Annotated in this window: 18 protein-coding genes; 7 read left to right on the forward strand and 11 right to left on the reverse strand. The window is 62.1% G+C overall.

Annotated elements, in window-relative coordinates; all coding sequences use genetic code 11:
• Positions 1 to 2: 2 nt before the first annotated feature.
• The 6 genes from nqrE to AAEZ08_RS16230 all read right to left on the reverse strand — a co-directional run bounded on the left by nqrE (position 3) and on the right by AAEZ08_RS16230 (position 6,419).
• Positions 3 to 611 carry an NADH:ubiquinone reductase (Na(+)-transporting) subunit E gene (gene nqrE, locus AAEZ08_RS16205; protein WP_102823541.1) on the reverse strand — a complete coding sequence of 203 codons (609 nt, stop codon included), beginning with the start codon at positions 609 to 611 and terminating at the stop codon, positions 3 to 5.
• Positions 611 to 1,285 (reverse strand): NADH:ubiquinone reductase (Na(+)-transporting) subunit D, encoded by a 675-nt coding sequence (locus AAEZ08_RS16210; protein WP_181066827.1) that lies wholly within the window; start codon positions 1,283 to 1,285, stop codon positions 611 to 613. The genes nqrE and AAEZ08_RS16210 overlap by 1 nt, the downstream gene beginning before the upstream one ends.
• Positions 1,282 to 2,076 carry a Na(+)-translocating NADH-quinone reductase subunit C gene (locus AAEZ08_RS16215; RefSeq protein ID WP_102819511.1) on the reverse strand — a complete coding sequence of 265 codons (795 nt, stop codon included), beginning with the start codon at positions 2,074 to 2,076 and terminating at the stop codon, positions 1,282 to 1,284. Before AAEZ08_RS16215 ends, AAEZ08_RS16210 begins: the two co-directional genes overlap by 4 nt.
• Positions 2,069 to 3,280, reverse strand: a complete 1,212-nt coding sequence (locus tag AAEZ08_RS16220) for an NADH:ubiquinone reductase (Na(+)-transporting) subunit B (protein ID WP_181066829.1) — start codon at positions 3,278 to 3,280, stop codon at positions 2,069 to 2,071. Before AAEZ08_RS16220 ends, AAEZ08_RS16215 begins: the two co-directional genes overlap by 8 nt.
• A 4-nt stretch (positions 3,281 to 3,284) precedes the next feature.
• The gene (locus AAEZ08_RS16225) at positions 3,285 to 4,622 is read right to left on the reverse strand and encodes a Na(+)-translocating NADH-quinone reductase subunit A (RefSeq protein WP_003283714.1); all 1,338 of its coding nucleotides are present in this window, start codon (positions 4,620 to 4,622) and stop codon (positions 3,285 to 3,287) included.
• A 345-nt stretch (positions 4,623 to 4,967) separates the two neighbouring features.
• Positions 4,968 to 6,419, reverse strand: coding sequence for a glyceraldehyde-3-phosphate dehydrogenase (locus tag AAEZ08_RS16230; RefSeq protein WP_058064820.1), 1,452 nt, complete (start codon positions 6,417 to 6,419; stop codon positions 4,968 to 4,970).
• A gap of 158 nt (positions 6,420 to 6,577) precedes the next feature.
• Between AAEZ08_RS16230 and mfd the strand changes: the two genes are divergently transcribed.
• From mfd to pdeM, 7 genes are all read left to right on the forward strand, one after another.
• Positions 6,578 to 10,015, forward strand: coding sequence for a transcription-repair coupling factor (gene mfd, locus AAEZ08_RS16235; RefSeq protein ID WP_500124697.1), 3,438 nt, complete (start codon positions 6,578 to 6,580; stop codon positions 10,013 to 10,015).
• Positions 10,016 to 10,549: 534 nt separating this feature from the next.
• Positions 10,550 to 12,883, forward strand: a complete 2,334-nt coding sequence (locus AAEZ08_RS16240; RefSeq protein ID WP_102819507.1) for a DEAD/DEAH box helicase — start codon at positions 10,550 to 10,552, stop codon at positions 12,881 to 12,883.
• A 140-nt stretch (positions 12,884 to 13,023) separates the two neighbouring features.
• Positions 13,024 to 13,608, forward strand: coding sequence for a hypothetical protein (locus AAEZ08_RS16245; protein ID WP_500124698.1), 585 nt, complete (start codon positions 13,024 to 13,026; stop codon positions 13,606 to 13,608).
• Between the two features lie 206 nt (positions 13,609 to 13,814).
• Positions 13,815 to 14,831 (forward strand): ligase-associated DNA damage response exonuclease, encoded by a 1,017-nt coding sequence (locus tag AAEZ08_RS16250; protein WP_102819505.1) that lies wholly within the window; start codon positions 13,815 to 13,817, stop codon positions 14,829 to 14,831.
• Positions 14,832 to 14,949: 118 nt separating this feature from the next.
• Positions 14,950 to 16,659 carry an ATP-dependent DNA ligase gene (locus AAEZ08_RS16255; RefSeq protein WP_500124699.1) on the forward strand — a complete coding sequence of 570 codons (1,710 nt, stop codon included), beginning with the start codon at positions 14,950 to 14,952 and terminating at the stop codon, positions 16,657 to 16,659.
• A 457-nt stretch (positions 16,660 to 17,116) separates the two neighbouring features.
• Positions 17,117 to 19,714, forward strand: a complete 2,598-nt coding sequence (locus tag AAEZ08_RS16260) for a ligase-associated DNA damage response DEXH box helicase (RefSeq protein ID WP_500124700.1) — start codon at positions 17,117 to 17,119, stop codon at positions 19,712 to 19,714.
• 28 nt (positions 19,715 to 19,742) lie between these two features.
• Positions 19,743 to 20,432, forward strand: a complete 690-nt coding sequence (gene pdeM / locus AAEZ08_RS16265) for a ligase-associated DNA damage response endonuclease PdeM (protein ID WP_003283723.1) — start codon at positions 19,743 to 19,745, stop codon at positions 20,430 to 20,432.
• On the opposite strand, the gene AAEZ08_RS16270 is transcribed toward pdeM, so the two are convergent.
• The 5 genes from AAEZ08_RS16270 to relA all read right to left on the reverse strand — a co-directional run bounded on the left by AAEZ08_RS16270 (position 20,410) and on the right by relA (position 25,120).
• On the reverse strand, positions 20,410 to 20,643 hold the full coding sequence (locus AAEZ08_RS16270) for a hypothetical protein (RefSeq protein ID WP_003283724.1): 234 nt from the start codon (positions 20,641 to 20,643) through the stop codon (positions 20,410 to 20,412). The two genes, pdeM and AAEZ08_RS16270, sit on opposite strands and share 23 nt — an antisense overlap.
• Positions 20,644 to 20,939: 296 nt before the next feature.
• The gene (locus tag AAEZ08_RS16275) at positions 20,940 to 21,101 is read right to left on the reverse strand and encodes a hypothetical protein (protein ID WP_500124701.1); all 162 of its coding nucleotides are present in this window, start codon (positions 21,099 to 21,101) and stop codon (positions 20,940 to 20,942) included.
• Between the two features lie 106 nt (positions 21,102 to 21,207).
• A complete protein-coding gene (locus tag AAEZ08_RS16280; RefSeq protein WP_003283727.1) occupies positions 21,208 to 21,747 on the reverse strand; it encodes a DUF2058 domain-containing protein in 540 nt (179 codons plus the stop codon).
• A 114-nt stretch (positions 21,748 to 21,861) separates the two neighbouring features.
• Complete coding sequence (gene mazG / locus AAEZ08_RS16285; protein WP_181066836.1) at positions 21,862 to 22,692, reverse strand: nucleoside triphosphate pyrophosphohydrolase; 831 nt, start codon at positions 22,690 to 22,692, stop codon at positions 21,862 to 21,864.
• A 184-nt stretch (positions 22,693 to 22,876) separates the two neighbouring features.
• Positions 22,877 to 25,120, reverse strand: coding sequence for a GTP diphosphokinase (gene relA / locus AAEZ08_RS16290; protein WP_003283730.1), 2,244 nt, complete (start codon positions 25,118 to 25,120; stop codon positions 22,877 to 22,879).
• Positions 25,121 to 25,154: the final 34 nt, after the last annotated feature.

Genomic DNA, 25,154 nt, shown 5'->3' on the forward strand with positions numbered 1-25,154 from the left:
CCTTACAGCTGTACGCCAGAGAAAGACATGAAGCCCAGCGACATCAGTCCGATGGTGATGAAGGTGATGCCCAACCCCTGCAGCCCATCCGGCACGTCGCTGTACTTCAGCTTTTCGCGAATACCGGCCAGCAAAGCGATAGCCAGCGCCCAGGACAAACCGGAGCCCATGCCATACACCACGCTTTCGCTCAGGTTGTAATCACGCTCGACCATGAACAGCGTGCCACCCATGATGGCGCAGTTCACCGTGATCAGCGGCAGGAACACACCCAGCGCGTTGTAGAGGCTCGGTACGTACTTGTCGAGGGTCATCTCGAGGATCTGCACGATCGCCGCGATCACACCGATGTAGCTCAGCAGACCGAGGAAGCTCAGATCCACCTCTGGCAGACCGGCCCAGGCCAGTGCCCCGCTTTTGAGCAGGTAGGTGTAGATCAGGTTGTTGGCCGGTACGGTGATGGTCTGCACCACGATGACCGCGATACCCAGACCAATCGCGGTTTCCACCTTCTTGGAGATCGCGATGAACGTACACATGCCCAGGAAGAACGCCAGTGCCATGTTCTCGATGAACACGGCGCGGACGAACAGGCTGATGTAGTGCTCCATTAGTAAGCCTCCTTGTTCGAGACCTGAGGCGCCATCTTGAAGGCAGGCTTCTCGACCTGCTCCTTCTTCCAGGCGCGGATGCCCCAGATGAACAGACCGATCAGGAAGAACGCCGAAGGCGGAAGCAGCATCATGCCGTTGGGCAGATACCAGCCGCCGTCATTGACGGTTGGCAGAATGGTGTAACCCATCAGCTTGCCGGCACCGGTCAGCTCACGTATGAAGCCGAGCGCGATCAGCATGGCGCTGTAACCGAGGCCGTTGCCGATACCGTCGAAGAACGACAACACCGGCGGGTTTTGCATGGCAAAGGCTTCAGCGCGGCCCATCACGATACAGTTGGTGATGATCAGCCCGACGAACACCGACAGCTGCTTGGACAGCGAGAATGCATAGGCCTTGAGTACCTGATCGACCAGAATTACCAGCGAGGCGATGATCACCATTTGCACGATCATGCGGATAGAGTTGGGGATCTGGCTGCGGATCATCGAAATGAACAGGTTGGAGAACGCGCAGACCAAGGTCAGCGCCACCGACATCACCAACGCTGTGTTCAGGTTGGATGTAACAGCCAGGGCCGAGCAGATCCCGAGAATCTGCAGGCCGATGGGGTTGTTATTGAAGATCGGGTTGAGCAGTACTTCTTTCACAGTGGGTTGCGACATGATCAAGCCTCCCCAGCGCGCAGATTAGCGATAAATGGACCGAAGCCGTTCTCGCCCAGCCAGAACTGCAACAGCGCATTGACGCCGTTGCTGGTCAGGGTAGCGCCGGCCAGGCCATCGACCTGGTGAGTGGCGCGCGGGCTTTGCGGATCGACGCCACCCTTGACGACCTGAACAGCCAGCTTGCCGTTGTCGTCGAAAAGCTCTTTGCCAGGCCACTGGCCACGCCATTTCGGGTTGTCCACTTCGCCGCCCAGACCAGGGGTTTCCCCATGCTGGTAGAAGCCGAAGCCGGCCACGGTATCCAGGTCGCCCTGTACTGCCATGAAGCCGTATAGAGTGGACCACAGGCCATACCCACGAACCGGCAGGATCAGCGTGTCGATATCGCCTTCACCCTGGCCTTCGACGATATAAATGGTGCTGTAGCGCTCACGTCGCTTGATCGAGGCAATGTCCTGATCAGCAGGTAGGCGCTTGGACAGCTCCGGGTCCTTCGCCGCTGCCAGCGGATCGAAGGTCTTCGCGTCGAATTCATCGCTGAACTTGCCGGTTTCCAGATCGACAAGACGGGCCACGATGCGGTCGTTGAACAGCTGCTTGACCTGATTGCCGGACATGCCAGCCTCACCCAGGCCTGCAATGGCCAGGATGCTGCGCTGCTTGTCCAGCAGGCGATTTTCCTGCTGAGTCGGGCGAAGCGCGACTGCGGCGCCAGCCACGAAGATGGAGCACACCAGGCAGACCAACAGGGCTACCGTCAGCGTGCGAACGGTGGATTCTTTCTGACTAGACATTACGTGCCAGCCTCCGCTTGATATTGGCCTGAATGACGAAATGGTCAATCAGCGGCGCACACAGGTTGGCGAACAGGATCGCCAGCATCATGCCTTCCGGGAAGGCAGGGTTGACCACACGGATCAGCACGACCATCACACCGATCAGGATGCCGAACACCCACTTGCCGGTATTGGTCATCGACGCCGAAACCGGATCAGTGGCCATGAAGATCATGCCGAAGGCAAAACCACCGACGACCATATGCCAGTACCAAGGCATACCGAACAGCGGATTGGTATCTGAACCGATCAGGTTGAACAGGAAGCTCAGAGCGATCATGCCGATCATCACGCCGGAGACGATGCGCCAGGAAGCGATCTTGCTGCCAACCAGAATGGCGCCACCGATGAAGATCGCCAGCGTGCTGGTTTCACCAATCGAGCCATGAATGGTGCCGACGAAGGCGTCCATCCAGGTGATGCCGTTATCGATGACGTTTTCGATGCCGCCGGCAAAGCCCAGGCTCAGTGCGGTCGCACCGGCGTAGCCATCAACAGCAGTCCAAACCGCGTCGCCAGACATCTGCGCCGGGTAAGCGAAGAACAGGAACGCCCGTGCGGTAAGCGCCGGGTTCAGGAAGTTCTTGCCCGTGCCGCCGAAGATCTCCTTGCCGATTACCACGCCGAAGCTGATACCCAGCGCTACCTGCCACAGCGGGATGCTCGGCGGCAGAATCAGGGCGAACAGTACGGAGGTAACGAAGAAGCCTTCGTTGACCTCATGCTTGCGGATGGAAGCGAACAGTACTTCCCAGAAGCCGCCGACAATGAAGGTCACTGCGTAGATAGGCAGGAAATAGGCTGCGCCCTGGATGAAGTTATCCCAGAGACTGTTCGGGTCGAAGCCGGCAAGTGCACCGATCAGACCAAAACGCCAGCCTTCCTGAGCGGCGAGCAGATCAGGGCTCTGCGCGAAGATCAGGTTGGCCTGGTAGCCAGTGTTCCACATGCCGAAGAACATCGCCGGAAAGGTACACATCCAGACGGTGATCATCATGCGCTTGAGGTCGATGCCGTCGCGCACGTGAGCGGTGGTCTTGGTGACGCTACCGGGACGATATAGGAAGGTGTCGGCCGCTTCGTAAAGTGCATACCACTTTTCGTACTTGCCGCCTTTTTCGAAATGATGCTCGATCTTGTCGAGGAATGCGCGAATGCCCATGCCCTTAACCCTCCTTCTCGATGCGGGTCAGATTGTCCCGCAGGATCGGGCCGTATTCGTATTTCCCGGCACAGACATAGCTGCACAGCGCCAGATCTTCCTCATCCAGCTCCAGGCACCCGAGCTTCTGCGCCACTTCTGTATCGCCCACGATCAACGCACGCAGCAACTGGGTCGGCAGAATGTCCAGCGGCATTACCTTCTCGTAGTTGCCAACCGGAACCATCGCGCGGGGACTGCCATTGGTGGAGGTGGAGAAGGCGAACTTTTTGCCCGCCATCAGCTTGGAGATATAGATATTGAGGATCGAGTGCTTCTCGACGCCTGGACGCATGTAATGAAGCATCTCGCGCTCTTTACCCTCACGCAAACAGGAAACCTGCTGGTGGTAGCGACCGAGGTAGGCGAACGCACCATGGGCGGTACGACCACCCAGCAGTGAGCCGGAAACGACGCGATTGGCGCCGGGCTGCAGTTCACCGGCAGTCAGCTCGTCCAGATTGGCGCCAAGGCGGGCACGAACCAGACGCGGCTGCTCGACCACAGGACCGGCCAGGGAAACGATGCGTTCAACCGAGAGACGACCGCTGGTGAACAGCTTGCCTACGGCGATCACGTCCTGATAACCGATGGTCCAGACACTCTTGCTGGCGCTCACCGGGTCGAGAAAATGGATATGGGTGCCAGCCAGACCCGCAGGGTGCGGACCGTCGAAGGTTTCGACCTGCACCTTGGCCAGGGCCTCGCCTGGTAGCGAAGCAGTCGGGGCCTTGCAAACGAACACCTTGGCCAGGTTGCCGAGCACTTTCAGGCCGGCTTCAAAAGCTTCGGGCTGCTCAGCAATGATGACCGCCGGATCGGCAGCCAACGGATGGGTATCGATCGCGGTCACGAAAATCGAGTTAGGCACCGCGTCGACTGCAGGAACCTTGCTGAACGGCCGCGTACGAAACGCGGTCCACAGCCCGGATTCCTGGAGGTTTTCACGAACCTGTTCGTTGCTCAAACCATCCAGCTGAGCGGGCGAATAGGTTGCGAAGGTAATTTCTTCGTCGCCATCGAGGTCGATGACCACCGACTGCAGCACGCGCTTTTCACCGCGATGCACCGCACTGACGACGCCCGCACCGGGCGCGGTGTAATGCACGCCAGGTGACTTCTTGTCGGAAAAAAGGATCTGCCCCAGCTTAACCCGATCACCGACCTGAACAGCCATGGTGGGCTTCATGGTCGGATAGTCGAAGCCAACCACGGCGACGCTGCGTACGGGCCTTCCGGCCTCGATACGCTGCGCCGGCGCACCGGCTATGGGCAAATCAAGCCCTCGTTTTATATTGATCATCGGTTTGCCTAACCACTGATTTTAGAAAGCTTTTTGTGCAGGCCCAGCGGCATGGCGCAAAGTAGGATTGCGCTGCGCGCGTCGATAGGTTAACGACGCGACACCATGTCGCGGACCCAGGTAAAAAATCCGCCCGATTATAGAGGTCGTAGCCCGTGACTGACCACCCAAGCATTGCGGATTTTTGACTCGAAACAAGAGAGACGAAATTAGCACCAGGGGATGATGTCTTCCTTTTTCATCTGCTCGGCGGATTCAGTCCTGCCCCGATTCAAGGCTAACCAAAACACCAAAACGAGAAACGGGAGCCTAGGCTCCCGTTTCTGCATTACGGCCCGCTGACGCTTAGCGCGGGAAGGCTGGCGGGTTAACCCCTGCCATATCTTCCATCACGCGCACCACCTGACAGCTGTAGCCGAACTCGTTGTCATACCAGACGTAAAGCACAACACGATTGTCGTTGCAGATGGTCGCTTCCGCGTCCACCACGCCGGCATGACGAGACCCTACGAAATCAGTGGATACAACTTCCTGCGAGTTGACGAAGTCGATCTGCTTCTGCAGATCCGAATGCATCGCCATCTGACGCAGGTACTCGTTGATTTCCTCACGGCCTGTCGCTTTCTCCAGATTCAGATTGAGAATGGCCATGGATACGTTCGGCGTCGGCACGCGAATCGCGTTACCGGTCAGCTTGCCTTTGAGCACTGGCAGCGCCTTGGCGGCAGCAGTAGCGGCACCCGTCTCGGTGATGACCATGTTCAGCGCCGCACTGCGACCACGACGACTGCCCTTGTGGAAGTTGTCGATCAGGTTCTGGTCGTTGGTGTACGAGTGAACGGTTTCAACGTGACCGTTTACGATGCCGTACTGATCGTTGACTGCCTTGAGTACAGGCACGATGGCGTTGGTGGTACAGGATGCGGCGGAGATGATCTTGTCATCTGCAGTGATGTCGCCATGGTTGATGCCATGCACGATATTCTTCAGCTCGCCCTTGCCCGGAGCGGTCAGAACAACACGAGCAACACCCGGGCACTTGAGGTGTTGCCCCAGGCCTTCGGCATCACGCCACTTACCGGTGTTATCGACCAGCAACGCGTTCTCGATGCCGTACTGGGTGTAGTCCACCGAGGCCGGATCGTTGGAGTAGATCACCTGGATCAGGTTGCCGTTGGCGGTAATGGTGTTGTTCTCTTCGTCGATGGTGATGGTGCCATCGAAAGGACCATGCACCGAATCACGACGCAGCAGGCTGGCGCGCTTGACCAGATCATTGTCGGCGCCCTTGCGCACGACGATTGCACGTAGGCGCAGGCCATCGCCGCCACCGGTTTTCTCGACCAGGATGCGCGCCAGCAGACGACCAATGCGGCCGAAACCGTACAGCACCACGTCGGTGCCCTTGTGGCCGGACGCGGCGAGACGCTTGTCAGCCACTTCGGCCAACTCTTCCCTTACGAACTGCTCCAGGTTGCGACCGTTGCCCGCTTCCTTATATTTGGCCACCAGCTTGCCCAGATCCACCGAAGCGGCACCTAGGTTCATTTCGCTCATGGTCTTGAGAATCTGGAAGGTGTCATGCACAGACAGTTCGGTTTCGTCGGCAATACGGTGACGCGCGAAACGATGTGCCTTTAGGATGGCGATCACCGAACGATTGATCAGGCCACGGCCGTAGATCGAAGTCACCACGTTGTTGTTGCGATAAAGCTGACCAATCAGCGGAATCATCGCTTCGGCGAGGGCTTCGCGGTCAATCCATTCACCAAGACACTGGTCGGGCTTCTGAGTCACGGGCAGTTCCTTCCAACATGTAGGGGCTGAGAAAAGGGGCTACATTATGACGGCGCACCCTAGCGCCGGCAATCTGCAGCGGACGAAACACTGACAGCCAAGCGCCTCGATAGTTACAATCCCGGCGGCCTATTTTTCCATCGGAGCCACGCCCACTCGTGTCCGTCTTGCGCCTTCCCCCTTTGCCTGCCGCCAGCGGCAAGCAACACTGGGGCAATCTTCCAGGAGCCGCGCTGAGCCTGGCGATTGCCGAAGCAGCCAGCAACGCCAAACGCTTCACGCTCCTCGTCACTGCCGACAGCCAGAGCGCCGAACGCCTTCAGGAAGAACTCGCCTTCTTTGCACCCGAGCTACCGGTGCTGCATTTCCCCGACTGGGAAACGCTGCCCTACGACCTGTTCTCGCCGCATCAGGACATCGTCTCTCAGCGCATCTCCGCCCTCTACCAGCTCCCGGAGCTGAGCCATGGCGTGCTGGTAGTGCCGATCACCACAGCCCTACACAGACTGGCGCCGAAGCGCTTTCTGCTCGGCTCGAGCCTGGTTCTGGATGTCGGTCAGAAGCTCGACGTGGAGCAGATGCGCCTACGCCTGGAGGCTGCGGGCTACCGCTGCGTGGATACGGTGTACGAGCACGGCGAGTTCGCCGTACGCGGCGCGCTGATCGACCTCTTCCCCATGGGCAGCCCCCTGCCCTATCGCATCGACCTGTTCGATGACGAAATCGAAACGCTGCGCACCTTCGATCCGGAGAACCAGCGTTCGATCGACAAGGTCGAGTCGATCCGCCTGCTGCCCGCGCGCGAGTTCCCACTCAAGAAGGAAGCGGTTACCGGCTTCCGTGCGCGCTTTCGCGAGCGCTTCGATGTCGACTTCCGCCGCTGCCCGATCTACCAGGATCTTTCCACCGGCATCACCCCCGCAGGTATCGAGTACTACCTGCCGCTGTTCTATGAAGAAACGGCGACGCTGTTCGATTATTTGCCAGAAGACACGCAAGTGTTCTCGCTGCCCGGCATTGAACAGGCCGCCGAACAATTCTGGAGCGACGTGCGCAACCGCTACGAGGAACGACGCGTCGATCCCGAACGGCCGCTGCTGCCTCCAGCTGAGCTGTTCATGCCGGTCGAGGACTGCTTTGCCCGGCTCAAGCTATGGCCGCGCGTGGTCGCCAGCCAGCAGGACGTCGAGCCCGGAATTGGCCGCGAGCGGTTCAACGCACAAACGCTGCCGGAGCTGGCCATCGAGTCCAAGGCCAGCGAGCCGTTGGGCAAGCTGCGTCAGTTCCTTGATAGCTACTCAGGGCGCGTGCTGTTCACAGCTGAGTCTGCCGGCCGCCGCGAGGTGCTGCTGGAGCTGCTCGCACGCCTGAAGCTGCGCCCGCAAGAGGTCGAAGGCTGGGGAGGATTCCTCGCCAGCAAGGAACGCCTGGCGATCACCATCGCCCCGCTCGACGAAGGCCTGCAACTGGACAATGTCGCGCTCATCGCCGAAAGCCCGTTATTCGGCCAGCGTGTCATGCAGCGCCGTCGACGGGAGAAAACCCGTGACGGCGGCGAGAACGTCATCAAGAACCTCACCGAGCTGCGAGAAGGCGCGCCGGTGGTGCACATCGACCACGGTGTCGGCCGCTATCAGGGCCTGGTCACCCTGGAGATCGAAGGCCAGGCGCAGGAATTCCTGCTGCTGCAGTACGCCGAGGACGCCAAGCTGTACGTGCCGGTCGCCAGCCTGCACCTGATCGCCCGCTATACCGGCAGCGATGACGCGCTGGCACCCTTGCATCGACTCGGCTCCGAAACCTGGCAGAAAGCCAAGCGCAAGGCTGCCGAGCAGGTGCGCGACGTCGCGGCCGAACTGCTGGATATCTATGCCCGACGCGCCGCGCGCGAGGGTTATGCCTTCAAAGACCCGCAGGTCGATTACGAGACCTTCGCCAGCGGCTTCCCGTTCGAAGAGACACCGGACCAACAGGCCGCCATCGACGCGGTACGGGAGGACCTGCTCTCGGCCAAGCCCATGGACCGCCTGGTCTGCGGCGACGTCGGCTTCGGCAAGACCGAAGTCGCCATGCGTGCCGCGTTCATCGCTGTACATGGCGGCCGGCAGGTGGGAGTGCTTGTCCCCACTACCCTGCTCGCCCAGCAGCACTACAACAGCTTCCGCGACCGTTTTGCCGACTGGCCGGTGCGAGTGGAAGTGATGAGCCGCTTCAAGTCTGCAAAGGAAGTACAGAGTGCCATCGCCGAGCTGGCCGAAGGCAAGATCGACATCCTCATCGGCACCCACAAGCTGCTGCAGGATGACGTCAAGTTCAGCAACCTGGGCCTGGTCATCATCGACGAAGAGCACCGTTTCGGCGTACGCCAGAAGGAGCAGCTCAAGGCGCTACGCAGCGAGGTGGATATCCTCACACTCACCGCCACGCCGATTCCGCGCACATTGAATATGTCCATCGCCGGCATGCGCGACCTGTCGATCATCGCCACGCCGCCGGCACGCCGACTTTCGGTCCGCACCTTCGTCATGGAGCAGCAGAACACCGTGATCAAGGAAGCGCTGCTGCGCGAGTTACTGCGTGGCGGCCAGGTCTATTACCTGCACAACGACGTCAAGACCATCGAGAAATGCGCCGCCGACCTGCAGGCGCTGGTACCGGAGGCGCGCATCGCCGTCGGCCACGGGCAGATGCGCGAACGCGATCTCGAGCAAGTCATGAGCGACTTCTACCACAAGCGCTTCAACGTGCTGGTGGCGTCGACCATTATCGAGACAGGCATCGACGTACCCAGCGCCAACACCATTATCATCGAGCGCGCCGACAAGTTCGGTCTGGCTCAGCTGCACCAGCTGCGTGGCCGCGTCGGACGCAGCCACCACCAGGCCTACGCGTACCTGCTCACCCCGACGCGCAAGGCCATGACCGACGATGCGCAGAAGCGCCTGGAAGCTATCGCCAACGCCCAGGACCTCGGTGCCGGCTTCGTCCTGGCTACCCACGACCTGGAAATCCGCGGCGCCGGCGAGTTGCTCGGCGACGGCCAGAGCGGGCAGATCCAGGCAGTCGGCTTCACGCTCTACATGGAAATGCTCGAGCGCGCGGTCAAGGCCATCCGCAAGGGCGAGCAGCCGAATCTGGAGCAACCACTCGGCGGTGGCCCGGAGATCAATCTGCGCCTGCCAGCACTGATACCCGAGGACTATCTGCCGGATGTGCATGCTCGCCTGATCCTCTACAAGCGCATCGCCAATGCCGCCGATGAGGACGGCCTGAAAGAGCTGCAGGTAGAAATGATCGACCGCTTCGGCCTACTGCCTGAACCGACCAAGAACCTGATACGCCTGACGCTGCTAAAGCTGCAGTCGGAAAAGCTTGGCATCACCAAGATCGACGCCGGACCGCAGGGCGGGCGCATCGAGTTCTCGGCCGACACTTCGGTCGATCCGATGGTGTTGATCAAGCTGATCCAAAGCCAGCCGAACCGCTACAAGTTCGAAGGCGCCACCCTGTTCAAATTCCAGGTTCCGATGGAGCGGCCGGAGGAGCGTTTCAATACCCTCGAAGCATTACTTGAACGGCTCGCGCCAAGCGAATAAGGATCTTAGATGCGGCTTCGCTGCATGGCTCTTTTGCCAGCGCACTGCGCGCCACCGGCATTTACCGGGGCGCTACAGGCCGCCCAGCACGCGTCCTACGACCGAGCGCATAGCGCTCGCGAGGTGGGGCGTAGCGCCCAGCGGCAGCTATCACAGGAGCACCTGGCAGCTAAATTCCGAGCGGCGCAGGGTTATCAGGTGCTGAACCTGCCTCGGCTGCAACCGAACATCAACAACGAAGAGGCATTTACCATCTACTCAGGCGAGCGCCAGTTCGAGCACTACTCCATTGAGCAGGCGTTGAAGCGGCGCCCTGCGCTGGGGAACGACGTTTTGGCCAAACAGGTTCAGCGACTACGGCCAGCGCCCGACACGGCGGGCTCGTCTGATGCCTGGCAGGCTGACCTATCTCGACCACGACAGCCTCTGGCTGTAGATCGAGCCGAAGCCACCATGAGCTTGTTGCCCCGACCTGCACCCGATACTCAAGCCGGCCGGCTGCCGTGTGCTCCCTATGCAGCGAGGATCTGAGCGATGGCTCCTCCGCTGGTTCCACGCAACGAGCGACTGATCGAAAACCTGCCACCCGTGCCGCTGCTCAGCCTGGGCAGCCATATGGCGATCAGCTACCAGCCCGGCAACCGGCGTATGGTCAGCGAGTATCAGCATCGGGCCGGTCTGTCGTTTATCTACGGCGAGGCGCGCGTTCACGGCAAGCGCGACAGCGAACGCATTCGCCATCCACAAGGCGACGAGCTCTATCTGATCACCCGCGATTCCCAGGCAGAACAGGCGCTACGCAAACAGCTGGAGCAACTGGGCTTCCGGCCCGCTTTGCGTCAGAGCCAGGCGCTGCCGAAGGACTCGGCCGAGATGTTCCAGCTATCCGGCGAAGAAGCCTGGCTGAGATTCGTTCAGGAGCAGCTGCCCGAGCTGCGTCGCCAGGGCTGGCAGATCGATATTCATCCCGGCTTCGCGTATGCGCTGACGAGCATCGACAGCTGGTACGCCCAGATCGACGAATCCGCAGCAGACGACTGGTTCGACCTCGATCTGGGTATCGTCGTCGAGGGCCAGCGCATCGGCATCCTGCCGGTTCTGTTGCGACTGGTTCGCCAGAACCCACAGTTTCTCAGCCCACGTGCTGTGGCCCAACGCAACGATGCAGATCAGCTGCGCGTGCAGCTTGACCGGTTGAGCCAGCACGACGGACAGCCACTGCAGATCGCGCTGCCCTTCGCGCGCCTCAAGCCAATTCTGGCGACGCTTGGTGAGCTCTATTTACAAGAGCCGATGGACGGGCCCTCCCTGCGTCTGAGCAAAGCAGATGGTGCTCGCCTGGCAGGGCTCGATAGCCTGGCACCGCAATGGAAAGGGGGTGAGCAGCTGCGCAACTTTGCCGCACGCTTACAAAACCCCAACGCTGCGGCAAGCCCGGCACCGGTTGGACTGAATGGCAAGCTTCGCCCTTATCAGCTGCACGGGCTGGCCTGGATGCAGACACTGCGTGAACTAGGCGCTGGCGGCATCCTCGGCGACGACATGGGGCTCGGCAAGACGCTGCAGAGCCTTGCCCATATCCTTGTCGAGAAACAGGCCGGACGTCTCGACCGCCCGGCGCTGGTGGTAATGCCGACCAGCCTGATTCCCAACTGGCAGGACGAGGCCAGCCGTTTCGCCCCACAGTTACGCGTGCTAACGCTCAAGGGCACCAGCCGGCAAAAGCACTTTGGCGAACTCGGCGAATATGACCTGCTGCTGACCAGCTATGCGCTGCTGACCCGAGATATCGCTGTGTTGCGTGAGCAACCGTTGCATGTGCTGATTCTCGATGAAGCCCAGCACATCAAGAACCCATCCGGCAAAGCGGCTCAGGCGGTGCGTGACCTCAATACCCGACAGCGGCTATGCCTGACCGGCACGCCGTTGGAAAATCACCTCGGGGAGCTATGGTCGCTATTCCACTTCCTCATGCCAGGCTGGCTCGGCGACGCCAAGCGCTTCACCCAGGACTACCGCACCCCCATCGAGAAGCACGGCGACGACGCTCGGCTTAGCCACCTGCGTGCCCGCATTCGCCCCTTCCTATTGCGTCGAACCAAGGAACAGGTGGCCACCGAACTGCCGGCCAAAAACGAGTTCGTCCATTGGGTCGAGCTGAACGATGCCCAGCGTGAGCTCTACGAGACACTGCGCCAGGCGATGGATCGCAAGGTACGCGAGGAAATCGAGCGCAAAGGGCTCGCGCGCAGCCAGATGGTCGTCCTCGAAGCCCTGCTCAAACTGCGCCAGGTCTGCTGTGACCTACGTCTGGTCAAAGGTGCGCCCGCTGGAGGCGGCGCCCGCCGGAGCACCTCGGGCAAGCTGGACAGTTTGCTGGACATGCTCGACGAGCTGATGAGCGAAGGGCGTCGGGTCCTGCTGTTTTCCCAATTCACCTCGATGCTGGCGCTTATCGAACAAGCGTTGCACAAGCGCGGCATTGCCTACGTCAAACTAACCGGCGCCACCGATGACAGACGCACGCCCGTCGAACGCTTCCAGGCCGGAGAGGTGCCGCTGTTTCTTATCAGCCTGAAGGCAGGCGGAACAGGACTCAATCTGACCGCTGCCGATACGGTGATTCACTATGACCCCTGGTGGAACCCTGCCGCGGAGAATCAGGCGACCGATCGGGCTTATCGTATCGGGCAGGACAAGCCCGTTTTCGTCTATCGTCTAATTACCCGCGGCACCGTCGAGGAGCGCATCCGCGAGCTGCAGTCGCGCAAGGCCGAACTGGCTGCTGGCGTGCTAGAAGGGGCCGGTGATGGTGGCTGGCAATTGGGCGAGCAGGATATCGACGCGCTGTTCGCTCCTTTGCCTTGACGGATACGGCAGTACGCAAACTTGTGACACCGGCAAGTGCAGCACTTGGCGCTTTGCCAGATCATCGCCACCTCGATTGAGTTTCCACCCAGCAGCCGTCTCCACGATCACTGGCAGCCGGCACACAAGGAGCAGCACCCATGAGCCTCTACGAGATCGCCTTTTCCGGCCAACTGCTCCCCGGCGCCCGGCTCGAGCAGGTAGAAGCCAACCTCACCAGACTCTTCCAGGCCGACGCCCAGCGCATCGCGCTGCTGTTTTCTGGAAGGCGCATCGTCATCAAGCAGAACCTCGACTACGACGCTGTGGAGAAATACCGCCAGGCGATGGAGCGCGCCGGCGCACAGGTCGAAGTCAAGCCGATGCCGGTCGATGTCGAAGAAATCGAACTCGCCCCCCCACCATCAGCACCGGCACCGGCACCGGCACCGGCACCGGCATCTTCTAGTACAGCAACCGCGCCGCGCGGCTTGAATGCTGCCCCAGCAGCGCTCAAGGTGATTCCCCGCGACGAGTACATGGCAGCCTTCGCCGATGTCCAAGCGCCGGACTTCGGCATCGCACCCGTCGGCGTTGACCTCCAGGATGCTCACCCCGAGCCTGAGGCCCCGCGTGTGGACCTCTCCCAGTTCAGCCTCGCCCCGGTGGGCAGCGACATGGGCGAAGTCCCGCGCGACACTGCCGCAGTGGTACCGGACACCTCGCATCTCAAACTGCAGGACTGACAGGCCGCGCTCGACGAGCTGAAGCCCACCCTACCCACGCCTCGGAAAGCCTAAGGTGGGCTTCAGCCCACCAATAGCGCGCTCCCTACAACCACCTCTGGCCAAACCCGCTCTGAGCACCAAACCCGCCTGCCGAAGCTCGACAGGCGAACTCGAAGCGCCTCGCTGGGCTCCAACCCTACAAGCCCCTCGAGCCGCCCGTATCAATGGACCTAGTCGTTGCCCGCCCCGAAGGCCTGTATTGCCCGCCTGGGGATTTCTACATCGATCCCTGGCGCCCGGTGGATCGAGCCGTAATCACCCACGCCCATGGCGACCACGCGCGTTGGGGCATGGGCCATTACCTGGCGTCCAGCGACAGCGAGGGCATCTTGCGTTCGCGAATCGCCGCCGACATGCCGCTACAGACGCTGGCCTATGGCGAATCCATCCGGCACCACGGCGTGAAGCTCAGCTTTCACCCTGCAGGTCACGTGCTCGGCTCGGCCCAGGTTCGGCTGGAATACAAGGGCGATATCTGGGTTGCCTCCGGTGATTACAAAGTCGAACCAGACGGCACCTGCGCACCTTTCGAGCCGGTGCGTTGCCACACCTTTATCACTGAATCGACCTTCGGGCTGCCGATCTACAAATGGCCGTCGCAAGCCGAAGTGTTTCGCGACATCAATGACTGGTGGCGCGCGAATGCCGCGGTTGGCCGTGCCAGCGTGCTGTTCTGCTACGCGTTCGGCAAGGCACAGCGAATTCTGCATGGTCTGGATGAAAGCATCGGCACCATCGTGGTCCACGGTGCCGTCGAGCCACTGAACAAGGTCTATCGCGAAGGCGGTGTCTATCTGCCACCCACCGTCTATGCCGGCGACCTGAAGAAAGGCGATCCACGCTTGAAAAGCGCCATCATTCTCGCCCCGCCTTCCGCCGGCGGCAGTACCTGGATGCGTCGTTTCGGTGATTACGCCGATGCATTCGCCAGCGGCTGGATGATGTTGCGCGGCACCCGCCGACGGCGGGGTGTCGACCGCGGCTTCGTGCTTTCCGATCATGCCGACTGGCCGGGCCTGCTCTGGGCCATCGAGCAGACCGGCGCCGAGCGAGTGATGGTCACCCACGGTTCCGTTCCAATCCTGGTGCGCTACCTGCGTGAAATGCGTGGGCTCGATGCCCAGGCCTTCGAGACCGAATACGGCGACGAAGATGACGCTGTGGCGCAGGGGGCCGAATGAGCCGCAGTCATGCCTTGCGCCTCCTGCCATCTAACACCGACGCAGAAATTTCACCTCGCTTCCATCGCAGCGAGTTTGCTCGCGAACAACCCGCCTCTTCCGATACAGGCGGGCCGAAATGAAAGCCTTCGCCACCCTTTACAGCCGCCTCGACGCCACCACCTCGAGCAACGCCAAGCTCGCCGCGATGCGCGACTATTTTCGTGACGCCGATCCGGCCGACGCCGCCTGGGCGGTCTACTTCCTCTCCGGTGGCCGACCGCGCCAGCTGGTCCCGACCCGCGTGCTGCGCGAAACCGCGATGCGGGCGTCGGGCTTGCCGGAATGGCTGTTCGAGGAAAGCTACCAGGCCGTCGGCGACATGGCCGAGACCATCTCGCTGCTGATGCCCGACGCCGAACACAGCTCCGAGGACGGGCTGGCCGTGTGGATGCAGGACAAGCTGCTGCCCTTGCGCGGCCTGCCACCGGAAGAACTGGCCGAACGCCTGCCGGAACTCTGGGCACAGCTGGATCGGCTGAGCCTGATGGTCTGCATCAAGCTGATCACCGGCGCGTTTCGCGTTGGCGTCTCGAAGCTGCTGGTCACCCGCGCGCTAGCCTCGCTGGTCGATCTCGATCCCAAGCGCGTTGCGCAACGGCTGGTGGGCTACACCGACCTGTCGCATCGCCCCAGCGCCGAGGGCTACCGCGCGCTGATCGCCGAGGAATCCGAGCACGAGCACGCCCAGCGCGGCGGCCAGCCCTACCCGTTTTTTCTCGCCCACTCGTTGCAGGCCCCGGTCGAGGAGTTCGACACCCTGCTCGGCGCGCCGGATAACTGGTTCATCGAATGGAAGTGGGACGGCATCCGCGCCCAGCTGGTCAAGCGCGACGGGCAGATCTGGATCTGGTCGCGCGGTGAAGAGCTGGTAAGCGAGCGCTTCCCGGAGCTCTGCGAACTGGCCAGCAGCCTGCCGGACGGCACGGTGATCGACGGCGAGATCCTGGTCTGGAAGCACGCGCCCGGCGAGTCGGCGACCGAACTCTTCGAGCAGCCAAACCCCGATGATACCGACGTGAGCGAGCGCTTCGGGGTACAACCCTTCGCCTTGCTGCAGCAGCGTATCGGCCGCAAGAACCTGACTGCGAAGGTCTTGCAGGACGCCCCGGTCGCAGTGCTTGCCTACGACCTGCTGGAATGGCAGGGCGATGACTGGCGGCAACGTGAACACCGTGAACGCCGGCAGCAGCTCGAAAACGTGGTCGGGCAATGCCCCAACCCGCGCCTGATGCTCTCGCCACTGGTGACTGGCAGCGACTGGGCCGATCTGGCGCGCCAACGCGAAGCCTCTCGGGCACGTGGCGTCGAAGGCATGATGATCAAGGCGCGGGCCGCACAGTACGGCGTCGGCCGGACCAAGGATGTCGGCGTCTGGTGGAAATGGAAGATCGATCCGTACTCGGTCGATGCCGTGCTGATCTACGCCCAGCGCGGCCACGGCCGCCGCGCCAGCCTCTATACCGACTACACCTTCGCCGTCTGGGACGGTGAACCGGGCGATCCCGAGCGCAAACTGGTGCCCTTCGCCAAGGCCTACTCCGGGCTGACCGACGAAGAAATGCGCAAGGTCGACGCCATCGTACGCAAGACCACGGTGGAGAAATTCGGCCCGGTGCGCAGCGTGACCCCCACGCTGGTGTTCGAACTCGGCTTCGAAGGCATCGCCGCCAGCAGCCGGCACAAGAGCGGCATCGCCGTGCGCTTCCCGCGCATGCTGCGCTGGCGCCTCGATAAGCCGGTGGACGAAGCCGACACCCTGGAGACGCTGAAGGAATTGCTGGGATGAAGTCGCAGTGCCTGGCGCCCACCGAGCCCAAACCGCCCTCCCCCCTGCCCTCGCCCAGAGGGAGAGAGGGTTACAGCGGTGCGGCGAGCTGGTGCATCAGGTGGCTGGGCGGTGTACTCCCTGTCCCTGCGTCATTTGGGCCGGAAGTGAGGAGACACGCTCGCGACTCCGTACTCAACCTGCCCTCACCCCGGCCTTATCCCAGAGGGAGAAAGAGCCACCGCGGTCCGGCTGGGAGCCGAGGCATCAACGCGGGACGCACCACGAGCGATGCAGCAGACGCGCACGAAACATCAGGCCCGCTGAGTAGTCGCCCCCCTCTCTCTGAGGGAGAGGGGTTGGGGGTGAGGGGAGGAAGACGGGCCACTGGGCGTCAGCAGGCTCACACCGCCCGTCGCGGCCGCACTCACGGGGCGCTTCTTGCCCCCGCCAACATCACGTCCCGGCCGCACTGCAAATGAGTAGTACGACCGATCGCCTGGGCGCACGCTGGTTCGCCCGTCGGGGGTGGCAGCCTTTTCCCTTTCAGCGCGAGGTCTGGCAAGCGATCGATCGAGGCGAGTCCGGCCTGCTCCACGCCACGACGGGGTCCGGCAAAACCTACGCCGTCTGGCTTGGCGCGCTCAACCGCTTCGCTTCCACCTCGCCCGCGAAACACGGCGCCGATGCATCGGACAAACCCGCCCCGCTGACCGTTCTCTGGATCACCCCGATGCGCGCCCTGGCCGCCGATACCGACCGCGCGCTGCAAGCCCCGCTGGACGATCTCGACATCAATTGGAGCATCGGCCTGCGCACCGGTGACACCAGCAGCACTGAGCGCGCGCGGCAGGGTCGGCGGTTGCCCAGCGCGCTGGTCACTACGCCGGAAAGCCTGACCCTGCTGCTGACCCGCGCCGATGCGCGCCAGGCCTTTGCTGGTTTGCGCATGCTGGTGGTGGACGAATGGCACGAGCTGCTGGGCAACAAGCGCGGCGTGCAACTGCAACTAGCATTGGCGCGCCTGCGCCAGTGGATGCCGGAGCTGATCGTCTGGGGCCTCTCGGCCACTCTGGGTAACCAACCCCATGCGCTGGAGGTACTGTTGCATCCCGGCAGCGGCAGGCTGGTGCAAGGCAAGGTCGAAAAGGATCTGCGCGTCGATACCCTGCTGCCGCCAAGCATCGAGCGCTTTCCTTGGGCCGGTCATCTCGGCCTGCGCATGCTGCCGCAGGTGGTCGAGCAGATCGACTCAGCCGCGACGACACTGGTGTTCACCAATACCCGTTCGCAGTCGGAAATCTGGTATCAGGCGCTTCTTGAGGCGCGTCCGGACTGGGCCGGGCTCATCGCCCTGCACCACGGCTCGCTGGCCCGCGAAGTCCGTGATTGGGTCGAACAAGGCCTCAAGCAGGGCGCGCTGAAGACCGTGGTCTGCACCTCCAGCCTGGATCTGGGCGTGGACTTCCTGCCGGTCGAGCGTGTTTTGCAGATCGGCTCGCCCAAGGGCGTGGCGCGGCTGATGCAGCGCGCCGGACGCTCCGGGCATGCGCCCGGTCGGACATCGCGCGTCACCCTGGTGCCGACGCATAGCGTGGAAGTCGTAGAAGCCGCTGCCGCCCAGGTCGCGATTGCGGAGCGCCGTATCGAAGCCCGCAGCGCACCGCATCGCCCACTCGACGTATTGGTGCAGCATCTGGTCAGCATGGCGCTGGGCGGCGGCTTCCGGCCGGAAGAACTGTTCGCCGAGGTACGCCAGGCCTGGTCGTACCGAGAATTGAGCGACGAGCACTGGCAATGGGCGCTGGCCTTCGTCCGCCACGGCGGGCATTCGCTGACCGCCTACCCGGACTATCAGCGGGTCGCGCCGGACGAAACCGGCCTATGGAAAGTGCCGAGCCGCCGCGTTGCACTGCGGCACCGCATGAGCATCGGCACCATCGTCAGCGACGCCAGCCTGACGGTGAAATTCTGGGCCAAGGGCGGCAGCGGGCGTTCGCTGGGCAGCATTGAGGAAGGTTTCATCGCGCGCCTGCGCCCAGGCGACAACTTCCTCTTCGGCGGCCGCCTGCTGGAGCTGGTACGGGTCGAGAACATGACCGCCTACGTCAGCCGGGCCACCGGTAAGAAGGCCGCCGTACCACGCTGGAACGGTGGCCGCATGCCGCTCTCCAGCGAACTGGCCGATGCGGTGGTCGAGCAATTGGGCGCGGCCTCGCGCGGCCGATTCGACAGCGCCGAGATGCGCCTGGTCGAGCCGCTGCTGCGGGTGCAGATGGACTGGTCAGCGCTGCCCAGCGAAACCACGCTGCTGGCCGAGGTGATGAAGTCGTGTGAAGGCTGGCATCTGTTCCTCTACCCTTTCGCTGGCCGCCACGTGCATCTGGGACTGGCCAGCCTGCTGGCCTGGCGCATGGGCCAACGGCAGCCGCTGAGCTTTTCCATCGCGGTCAACGACTATGGCTTCGAGCTGCTCTCGGCGACCGAAGTGGATTGGCTGCACTGGCTGACGCCGGCGCTTTTCAGCGAAGACAACCTGCTGCACGACGTGCTCGCCAGTCTCAACGCCGGCGAACTGGCGCGCCGCCGTTTTCGTGAGATCGCGCGCATCGCAGGTTTGGTGTTTTCCGGCTACCCCGGAGCGCAGAAAAGCGCGCGTCAGCTGCAAGCTTCCAGCGGGCTGTTCTTCGACGTCTTCCGCCAGTACGACCCGGCCAACCTGCTGCTGACACAGGCCGAAGAAGAAGTGCTGCGCCAGGAACTGGAGGTCGAGCGGCTGCAGCAGACACTGAAGCGGTTGCAGCAACGACAGCTGGACATACACCAGGTCAAACGCACCACGCCTCTGGCGTTCCCGTTGATGGTCGAACGTTTCCGCGAGAGCATGACCTCGGAAAAGCTGGCCGATCGCATCCGCCGGATGGTCGCCGAACTGGACAAGGCGGCTGGCCCCGGCGGCTACCAGCCGGAAGCGAATGCCAGCATCATGGTCGAACGTGAGACCACGCCTAAACGCAAACCGCGGCAGACTAAGGACGGCACGCCGCGCATCAAGAAGCCGAAACGCGCCCCATGACGCCAGCCTCACCACCCCCATGCCTCGCATGAATTCTTACCAGCCCATCGAACTGGCCGGCAGTACGCTCTGGCTGCTTGCGGAAAAGGCCGTCTACTGGCCTGAGCAGCAGGCGCTGCTGATAGCGGACATCCATTTCGGCAAAGCCGCAGCGTACCGGCGCCTGGGCCAACCCGTGCCCCATGGCACCACCGACGCCAACCTGCGGCAGCTGGACGATCTACTGGCACGGTATACCTGCCGCCAGCTGATCTTTCTCGGTGATTTCCTGCATGCGCCGGAGTCCCGTGCACCATCCACGCTGGTCCGTCTGGCCGAATGGCGCGCACAGCATGTGCAACTGGAGATCACGCTGGTGCGGGGCAACCACGACCGCCGCGCCGGCGACCCACCGCGCGAGCTCGATATCAACGTGGTCAGCGAGCCCTTACTGTTCGGCCCCTATTCCCTGCAGCATGAGCCGGACCCGCACCCGACCCATCACGTGCTCGCCGGCCACGTACATCCAGCCTTTCAGCTGCATGGCCGCGGCCGTCAGCGGCTGCGCCTGCCGTGCTTCTGCATCGGGGCACGGCTCAGCCTGCTGCCGGCCTTCGGCAACTTCACCGGGACGATGACGGTGGCAGCCGAAGACAACTGGCAGATTTATGTGATCGGGGATGGAGAGGTGTGGCCGCTGACGCGCGCTGTGCCCGTCAGGCCTGGGATATGCCCGTGATGGTGATGCCGTAACGCTCGGCCAGACGCGTGGCCGGGGTGTCCTCCAGATCCGGTTCGTGCTCGTGCTCGATTTCCTGATCCGGATACAGCTCTTCTGCCTTGCGAGTCACCAGTTCCACGGCTTCATCGATATCTGGCTGGTGTTCTGAATCGATTTTCAGCGTCGAAGTATTGCCGTCTTTGTTGTATGCAATGATCCAAGTCGTCATGTAATGCCCCTCGCCTTAAAGAAACCTGCTGAGCGTAATAACGCACATTTTGGTTTTTGTAAGTTTTTAGACCCGTCCGGCGTCGGCAGTTCGCTCCCTCACATCAAAGTTAGCAGCTTTACGTGAGGACCGAAGAACATCGATTGGTCAACCGCGCGGACGCACTGGGTCGAATGGGTGTGATTTGCAACAGGAGAGTCGGCTCAGATACTGACGGTCAGTCTGAAGGCATATCGCAGATGGCGCAGGCTGCCAGTGCAAACCGGCAGCCATGCCAAGAGCCCATCGTGCAGCGGTCAGGCAACCGGTGCAGGTGGTGGTTGATCCGGCACGGTGGGTTCGCCAGGCTCGGTCGGCTGGGTGGGTACGCCCGGCTCCTCTGGATCACCCGGAACGCCGGCGGCGCGCCAGCCATTGTTGTCGACGTAAGGGGAATAGCGGTTCGATTGAGCGTCCATATCGTCCTCCACTGCATTCGCCCGCGGTTGCGGGCGTCTGCAGTAGAGGCCAGGGCGGGCTATTTCTATCCAACCTTCCGTCGGCCGAAGCACCTGCCCCGCTGCCTCACCACATCAGGTCGTCAGGAACCTGGTACGCGGCGTACGGATCGTCGGCATCCGGCTCTTCGGTGCGAGTGTTGAGCTGCACCACGCGCTGCGGATCGCGCTCCTGAATCTTCAGCGCCGCGTCCCTCGGGATGACTTCGTAGCCACCGCCGTGACGAACGATAGCCAGCGAACCACTGGCCAGCTTGTCACGCATCAGCTTGTTGACCGACAGGCGCTTGACCTTCTTGTCGTCGACGAAGTTGTAGTAATCCTCGGTGGTCAGCTTCGGCAGGCGGCTGGTCTCGATCAGCTGCTTAATCTGGGCCGTTCGGGCCTTCTGCTCAGCTTTCTGCTGCTGCTGACGATTGAGCTCCTGATCGCGGGCGATCTTTTCGGCCTGCGCCTTCAACGCGGCCTCACGCTGCGAATCATCTTTCTCAACCTGGCCCTTCTTCTCCAGGCGTTGCTGTTTCTGCTTCTGCTTGACGGCCTGCTTGGCCTGCTTTTCGTTGACCAACCCGGCTTTGAGCAGCTGATCACGGAGGGAAAGACTCATGTTTCGGCTCGTCTCGTCATGAATTCAAGTTGGGCACCGGTGGAATGCTGCTTCGCTCCCACCGAGCGGCATTGTGGTTGATGTGAAAAGCGACATCCACCCCGGTGAGCACCATTAACCGCAGGCTGGCAAACGCTCGGCTTTTTTGGCCGCGCCCCAGAGCGCGTCGAGCGCCTCGAGATCGCAGCTCTCGATGGGTCGCCCCGCCTCGCGTAAGGCCTGCTCGATGAAGCGGAAACGTCGCTCGAACTTGCCGTTGGCTGCACGCAAGGCGTTCTCCGGGTCGACCTTGAGATGGCGCGCCAGGTTGACCACAACGAACAACAGGTCGCCCAGTTCCTCGGCTATGGCTTTTGGGTCATTCTCGCTCATTGCCTCCAGCACTTCGCCGAGTTCCTCGCGCACCTTGTCCACCACCGGCAGCGCCTCGGGCCAGTCGAAACCGACCTGCGCCGCGCGCTTCTGCAGTTTGGCAGCACGGCTAAGCGCCGGCAGCGCGCTGGGCACATCATCGAGCAACGACAGCTGTTCAGGTGCGGCGGCTTTCTCGGCACGCTCCTCGGCCTTGATCTCCTCCCAGCGCTGCTTGATGGCCGCTTCATCGAGGCGCGGTAGCTCCGGCGAACCGTACAAGTCACCATCAGGGAACACATGAGGATGGCGGCGAATCAATTTGCGGGTGATGGCATCTATCACCGTGGAAAAGTCGAAGCGTCCCTCCTCCTTGGCCAGCTGGCTGTAATAGACGACCTGAAACAGCAGGTCACCCAGCTCGCCGGGCAGATGGTCGAAATCGCCGCTTTCGATGGCATCGGCCACCTCGTAGGCCTCTTCAAGGGTATGCGGCACGATACTCGCGTAGTTCTGCTGCAGGTCCCACGGGCAGCCATGCTGCGGGTCGCGCAGCCGGGCCATCAGATGCAGGAGATCGTTGAGTTGGTACATAGGATTCCTCAGCGAATCGAGGGCTGGTGAGGGACGCTGATGGCATCACAGTGGATGTAAAAAGCGATATCCACCCTACGGTTCGATCGCGGGCCAAACGCCCAAAACCGTATTGCATCGTAGGGTGGATGACGCTTCACCGATCCACCATGGCGCAAAAGGCGCGCCTCCACCGTGCTGCGCGTTACGTGGCTCTTTGGCGCTTGGCCTCGATGATATTGGGCAGCTGCGAAATGCGGCTGAGCAGGCGACCCAGGGCGTTCAGCCCGGGAATCTCGATGGTCAGCGTCATCTGCGCGGTGCTGTCTTCCTTGTTCGAGCGAGTGTTCATCGACAGCACGTTGATGCGCTCATTGAGCAGCATCTGCGAGATATCGCGCAGCAGTCCGGCGCGGTCGTAGGCGCGAATCATGATTTCCACCGGATAGGTTTTCTCCGGTACCGGGCCCCAGCTGACCTGGATGATGCGCTCCGGCTCACGCCCGGCCAGCTGTAGCACCGACGGACAATCCTGGCGGTGGATGCTGACGCCGCGCCCCTGAGTGATGTACCCGACGATGGGATCGCCCGGCAGCGGCTGGCAGCAGCCGGCCATCTGCGTCAGCAGATTGCCTACGCCCTGGATCTGCACATCCCCACGCTTGCCCGGCTTGTATGGCGCAGAGCGCCGCGGAATCAACTCCAGCTGGTCTTGGCCACGCTCCGGCTCGACCAGTTGCTGCGCCATATTGACCAGATGCGCGAGGCGTAAATCGCCGGCTCCCAGCGCCGCGAACATGTCCTCGGCACCCTTCAGGTTGGCCTTTTCGGCCAGCTTGTCGAAGTCCACCGGCGGCAAATCCAGCCGTCCCAGTTCGCGCTCCAGCAGCGTCTTGCCAGCAGCGACGTTCTGGTCGCGGGCCTGCAGCTTGAACCAATGAACGATCTTGGCCCGCGAGCGCGAAGTGGTGATGTAACCCAGGTTGGGGTTCAGCCAGTCGCGGCTCGGCGATCCGTGCTTGCTGGTGATGATCTCCACCTGCTCGCCGGTCTGCAGGCTGTAGTTGAGCGGCACGATGCGCCCATTGATCTTGGCGCCACGGCAGTTGTGGCCGATCTCGGTATGCACGCGATAGGCGAAGTCCAGCGGCGTCGCACCCTTGGGCAAATCGATGGCATGGCCGTCAGGCGTGAACACGTAGACCCGGTCAGGCTCGATATCCACCCGCAGCTGATCGGCCAGACCGCCGATGTCTCCCAGTTCTTCGTGCCATTCGAGCACCTGACGCAGCCAGGCGATTTTCTCCTCGTAATGGTCGGAGCCGGAATTGACGTCGGTACCCTTGTAGCGCCAATGCGCGCAAACACCCAGCTCGGCCTCTTCGTGCATGGCGTGGGTGCGGATCTGCACCTCCAGCACCTTGCCCTCCGGGCCGATCACCGCGGTGTGCAGCGAGCGGTAGCCGTTCTCCTTCGGGTTGGCGATATAGTCGTCGAACTCCTTGGGAATATGCCGCCACAAGGTGTGCACGATACCCAGCGCGGTATAACAGTCGCGGACTTCCGGCACCAGCACGCGCACGGCGCGAACGTCGTAGATCTGGCTGAACTGCAGACCCTTCTTCTGCATTTTTCGCCAGATCGAATAGATGTGCTTGGCGCGCCCGTCGATATCGGGCTGGATGCCTGTTGCGGTCAGTTCATCCTTGAGCTGCTGCACGACGTTCTGGATGTACTGTTCGCGGTCGAGTCGACGCTCGTGCAAGAGCTGGGCGATCTGCTTGTACTGTTCGGGCTCGAGATAGCGGAAGGACAAGTCCTCCAGCTCCCACTTGATGTGGCCGATGCCCAGACGATGGGCCAGCGGCGCGTAGATATCGAAAACTTCGCGGGCAACGCGCTGGCGCTTCTCGTCGTCGGTCAGCTTGACCGCACGTATGGCACAGGTGCGCTCGGCGAGCTTGATCAGCGCAACGCGCACGTCATCGACCATCGCCACCAGCATCTTGCGCAGGTTCTCCACCTGCGCCTGGGAGCCGAGTACGAGAGATTCGCGAGGATTGAGACTGGCGCTGATCGCGGCCATGCGCAGCACGCCTTCGATCAACTTGGCCACTACCGAGCCGAAGCGCTGGTGCACATCCGGCAGCTGGATCTTGCCTTCGCGCACGCCGCGGTAGATGACCGCGGCAACCAGGCTGTCCTGGTCGAGCTTGAGGTCGGCGAGTATCTCCGCGATCTCGAGACCGATCTGGTAGCTGGAAGTCCCCTCACTCCAGAGATTTTGCGCCGCGTTGGCCTGCTGCTCCGCCTCACGGGCGAACTCACAGGCTTCCTTCAGGGCCGCGCGGTCGAGTGCCGGGTCCATCCCCAACACATGATCGAGCCAGCCATCCAGGTTGATACTGCCGTCCGTATTGATCGGCTGAAGCGCTCTGACCTGTACCATCTAACCTTCCCTTCTGCGCAGCAGCTGCGCCATA

Source organism: Pseudomonas sp. E45-MNA-CIBAN-0222, assembly GCF_040310405.1.
GTDB lineage: Bacteria > Pseudomonadota > Gammaproteobacteria > Pseudomonadales > Pseudomonadaceae > Stutzerimonas > Stutzerimonas stutzeri_AC.

Bases quoted from the DNA above. Each gene is read 5' to 3' on its own strand.
- AAEZ08_RS16275 (WP_500124701.1), bottom strand. From the start codon at position 21,101: ATGGACGCTCAATCGAACCGCTATTCCCCTTACGTCGACAACAATGGC.
- pdeM (WP_003283723.1), top strand. From the start codon at position 19,743: ATGAATTCTTACCAGCCCATCGAACTGGCCGGCAGTACGCTCTGGCTG.
- nqrE (WP_102823541.1), bottom strand. From the start codon at position 611: ATGGAGCACTACATCAGCCTGTTCGTCCGCGCCGTGTTCATCGAGAAC.
- AAEZ08_RS16240 (WP_102819507.1), top strand. From the start codon at position 10,550: ATGGCTCCTCCGCTGGTTCCACGCAACGAGCGACTGATCGAAAACCTG.
- AAEZ08_RS16225 (WP_003283714.1), bottom strand. From the start codon at position 4,622: ATGATCAATATAAAACGAGGGCTTGATTTGCCCATAGCCGGTGCGCCG.
- AAEZ08_RS16215 (WP_102819511.1), bottom strand. From the start codon at position 2,076: ATGTCTAGTCAGAAAGAATCCACCGTTCGCACGCTGACGGTAGCCCTG.
- AAEZ08_RS16250 (WP_102819505.1), top strand. From the start codon at position 13,815: ATGGACCTAGTCGTTGCCCGCCCCGAAGGCCTGTATTGCCCGCCTGGG.
- AAEZ08_RS16260 (WP_500124700.1), top strand. From the start codon at position 17,117: ATGAGTAGTACGACCGATCGCCTGGGCGCACGCTGGTTCGCCCGTCGG.
- AAEZ08_RS16220 (WP_181066829.1), bottom strand. From the start codon at position 3,280: ATGGGCATTCGCGCATTCCTCGACAAGATCGAGCATCATTTCGAAAAA.
- AAEZ08_RS16280 (WP_003283727.1), bottom strand. From the start codon at position 21,747: ATGAGTCTTTCCCTCCGTGATCAGCTGCTCAAAGCCGGGTTGGTCAAC.
- AAEZ08_RS16270 (WP_003283724.1), bottom strand. From the start codon at position 20,643: ATGACGACTTGGATCATTGCATACAACAAAGACGGCAATACTTCGACG.
- mazG (WP_181066836.1), bottom strand. From the start codon at position 22,692: ATGTACCAACTCAACGATCTCCTGCATCTGATGGCCCGGCTGCGCGAC.
- relA (WP_003283730.1), bottom strand. From the start codon at position 25,120: ATGGTACAGGTCAGAGCGCTTCAGCCGATCAATACGGACGGCAGTATC.
- AAEZ08_RS16245 (WP_500124698.1), top strand. From the start codon at position 13,024: ATGAGCCTCTACGAGATCGCCTTTTCCGGCCAACTGCTCCCCGGCGCC.
- AAEZ08_RS16255 (WP_500124699.1), top strand. From the start codon at position 14,950: ATGAAAGCCTTCGCCACCCTTTACAGCCGCCTCGACGCCACCACCTCG.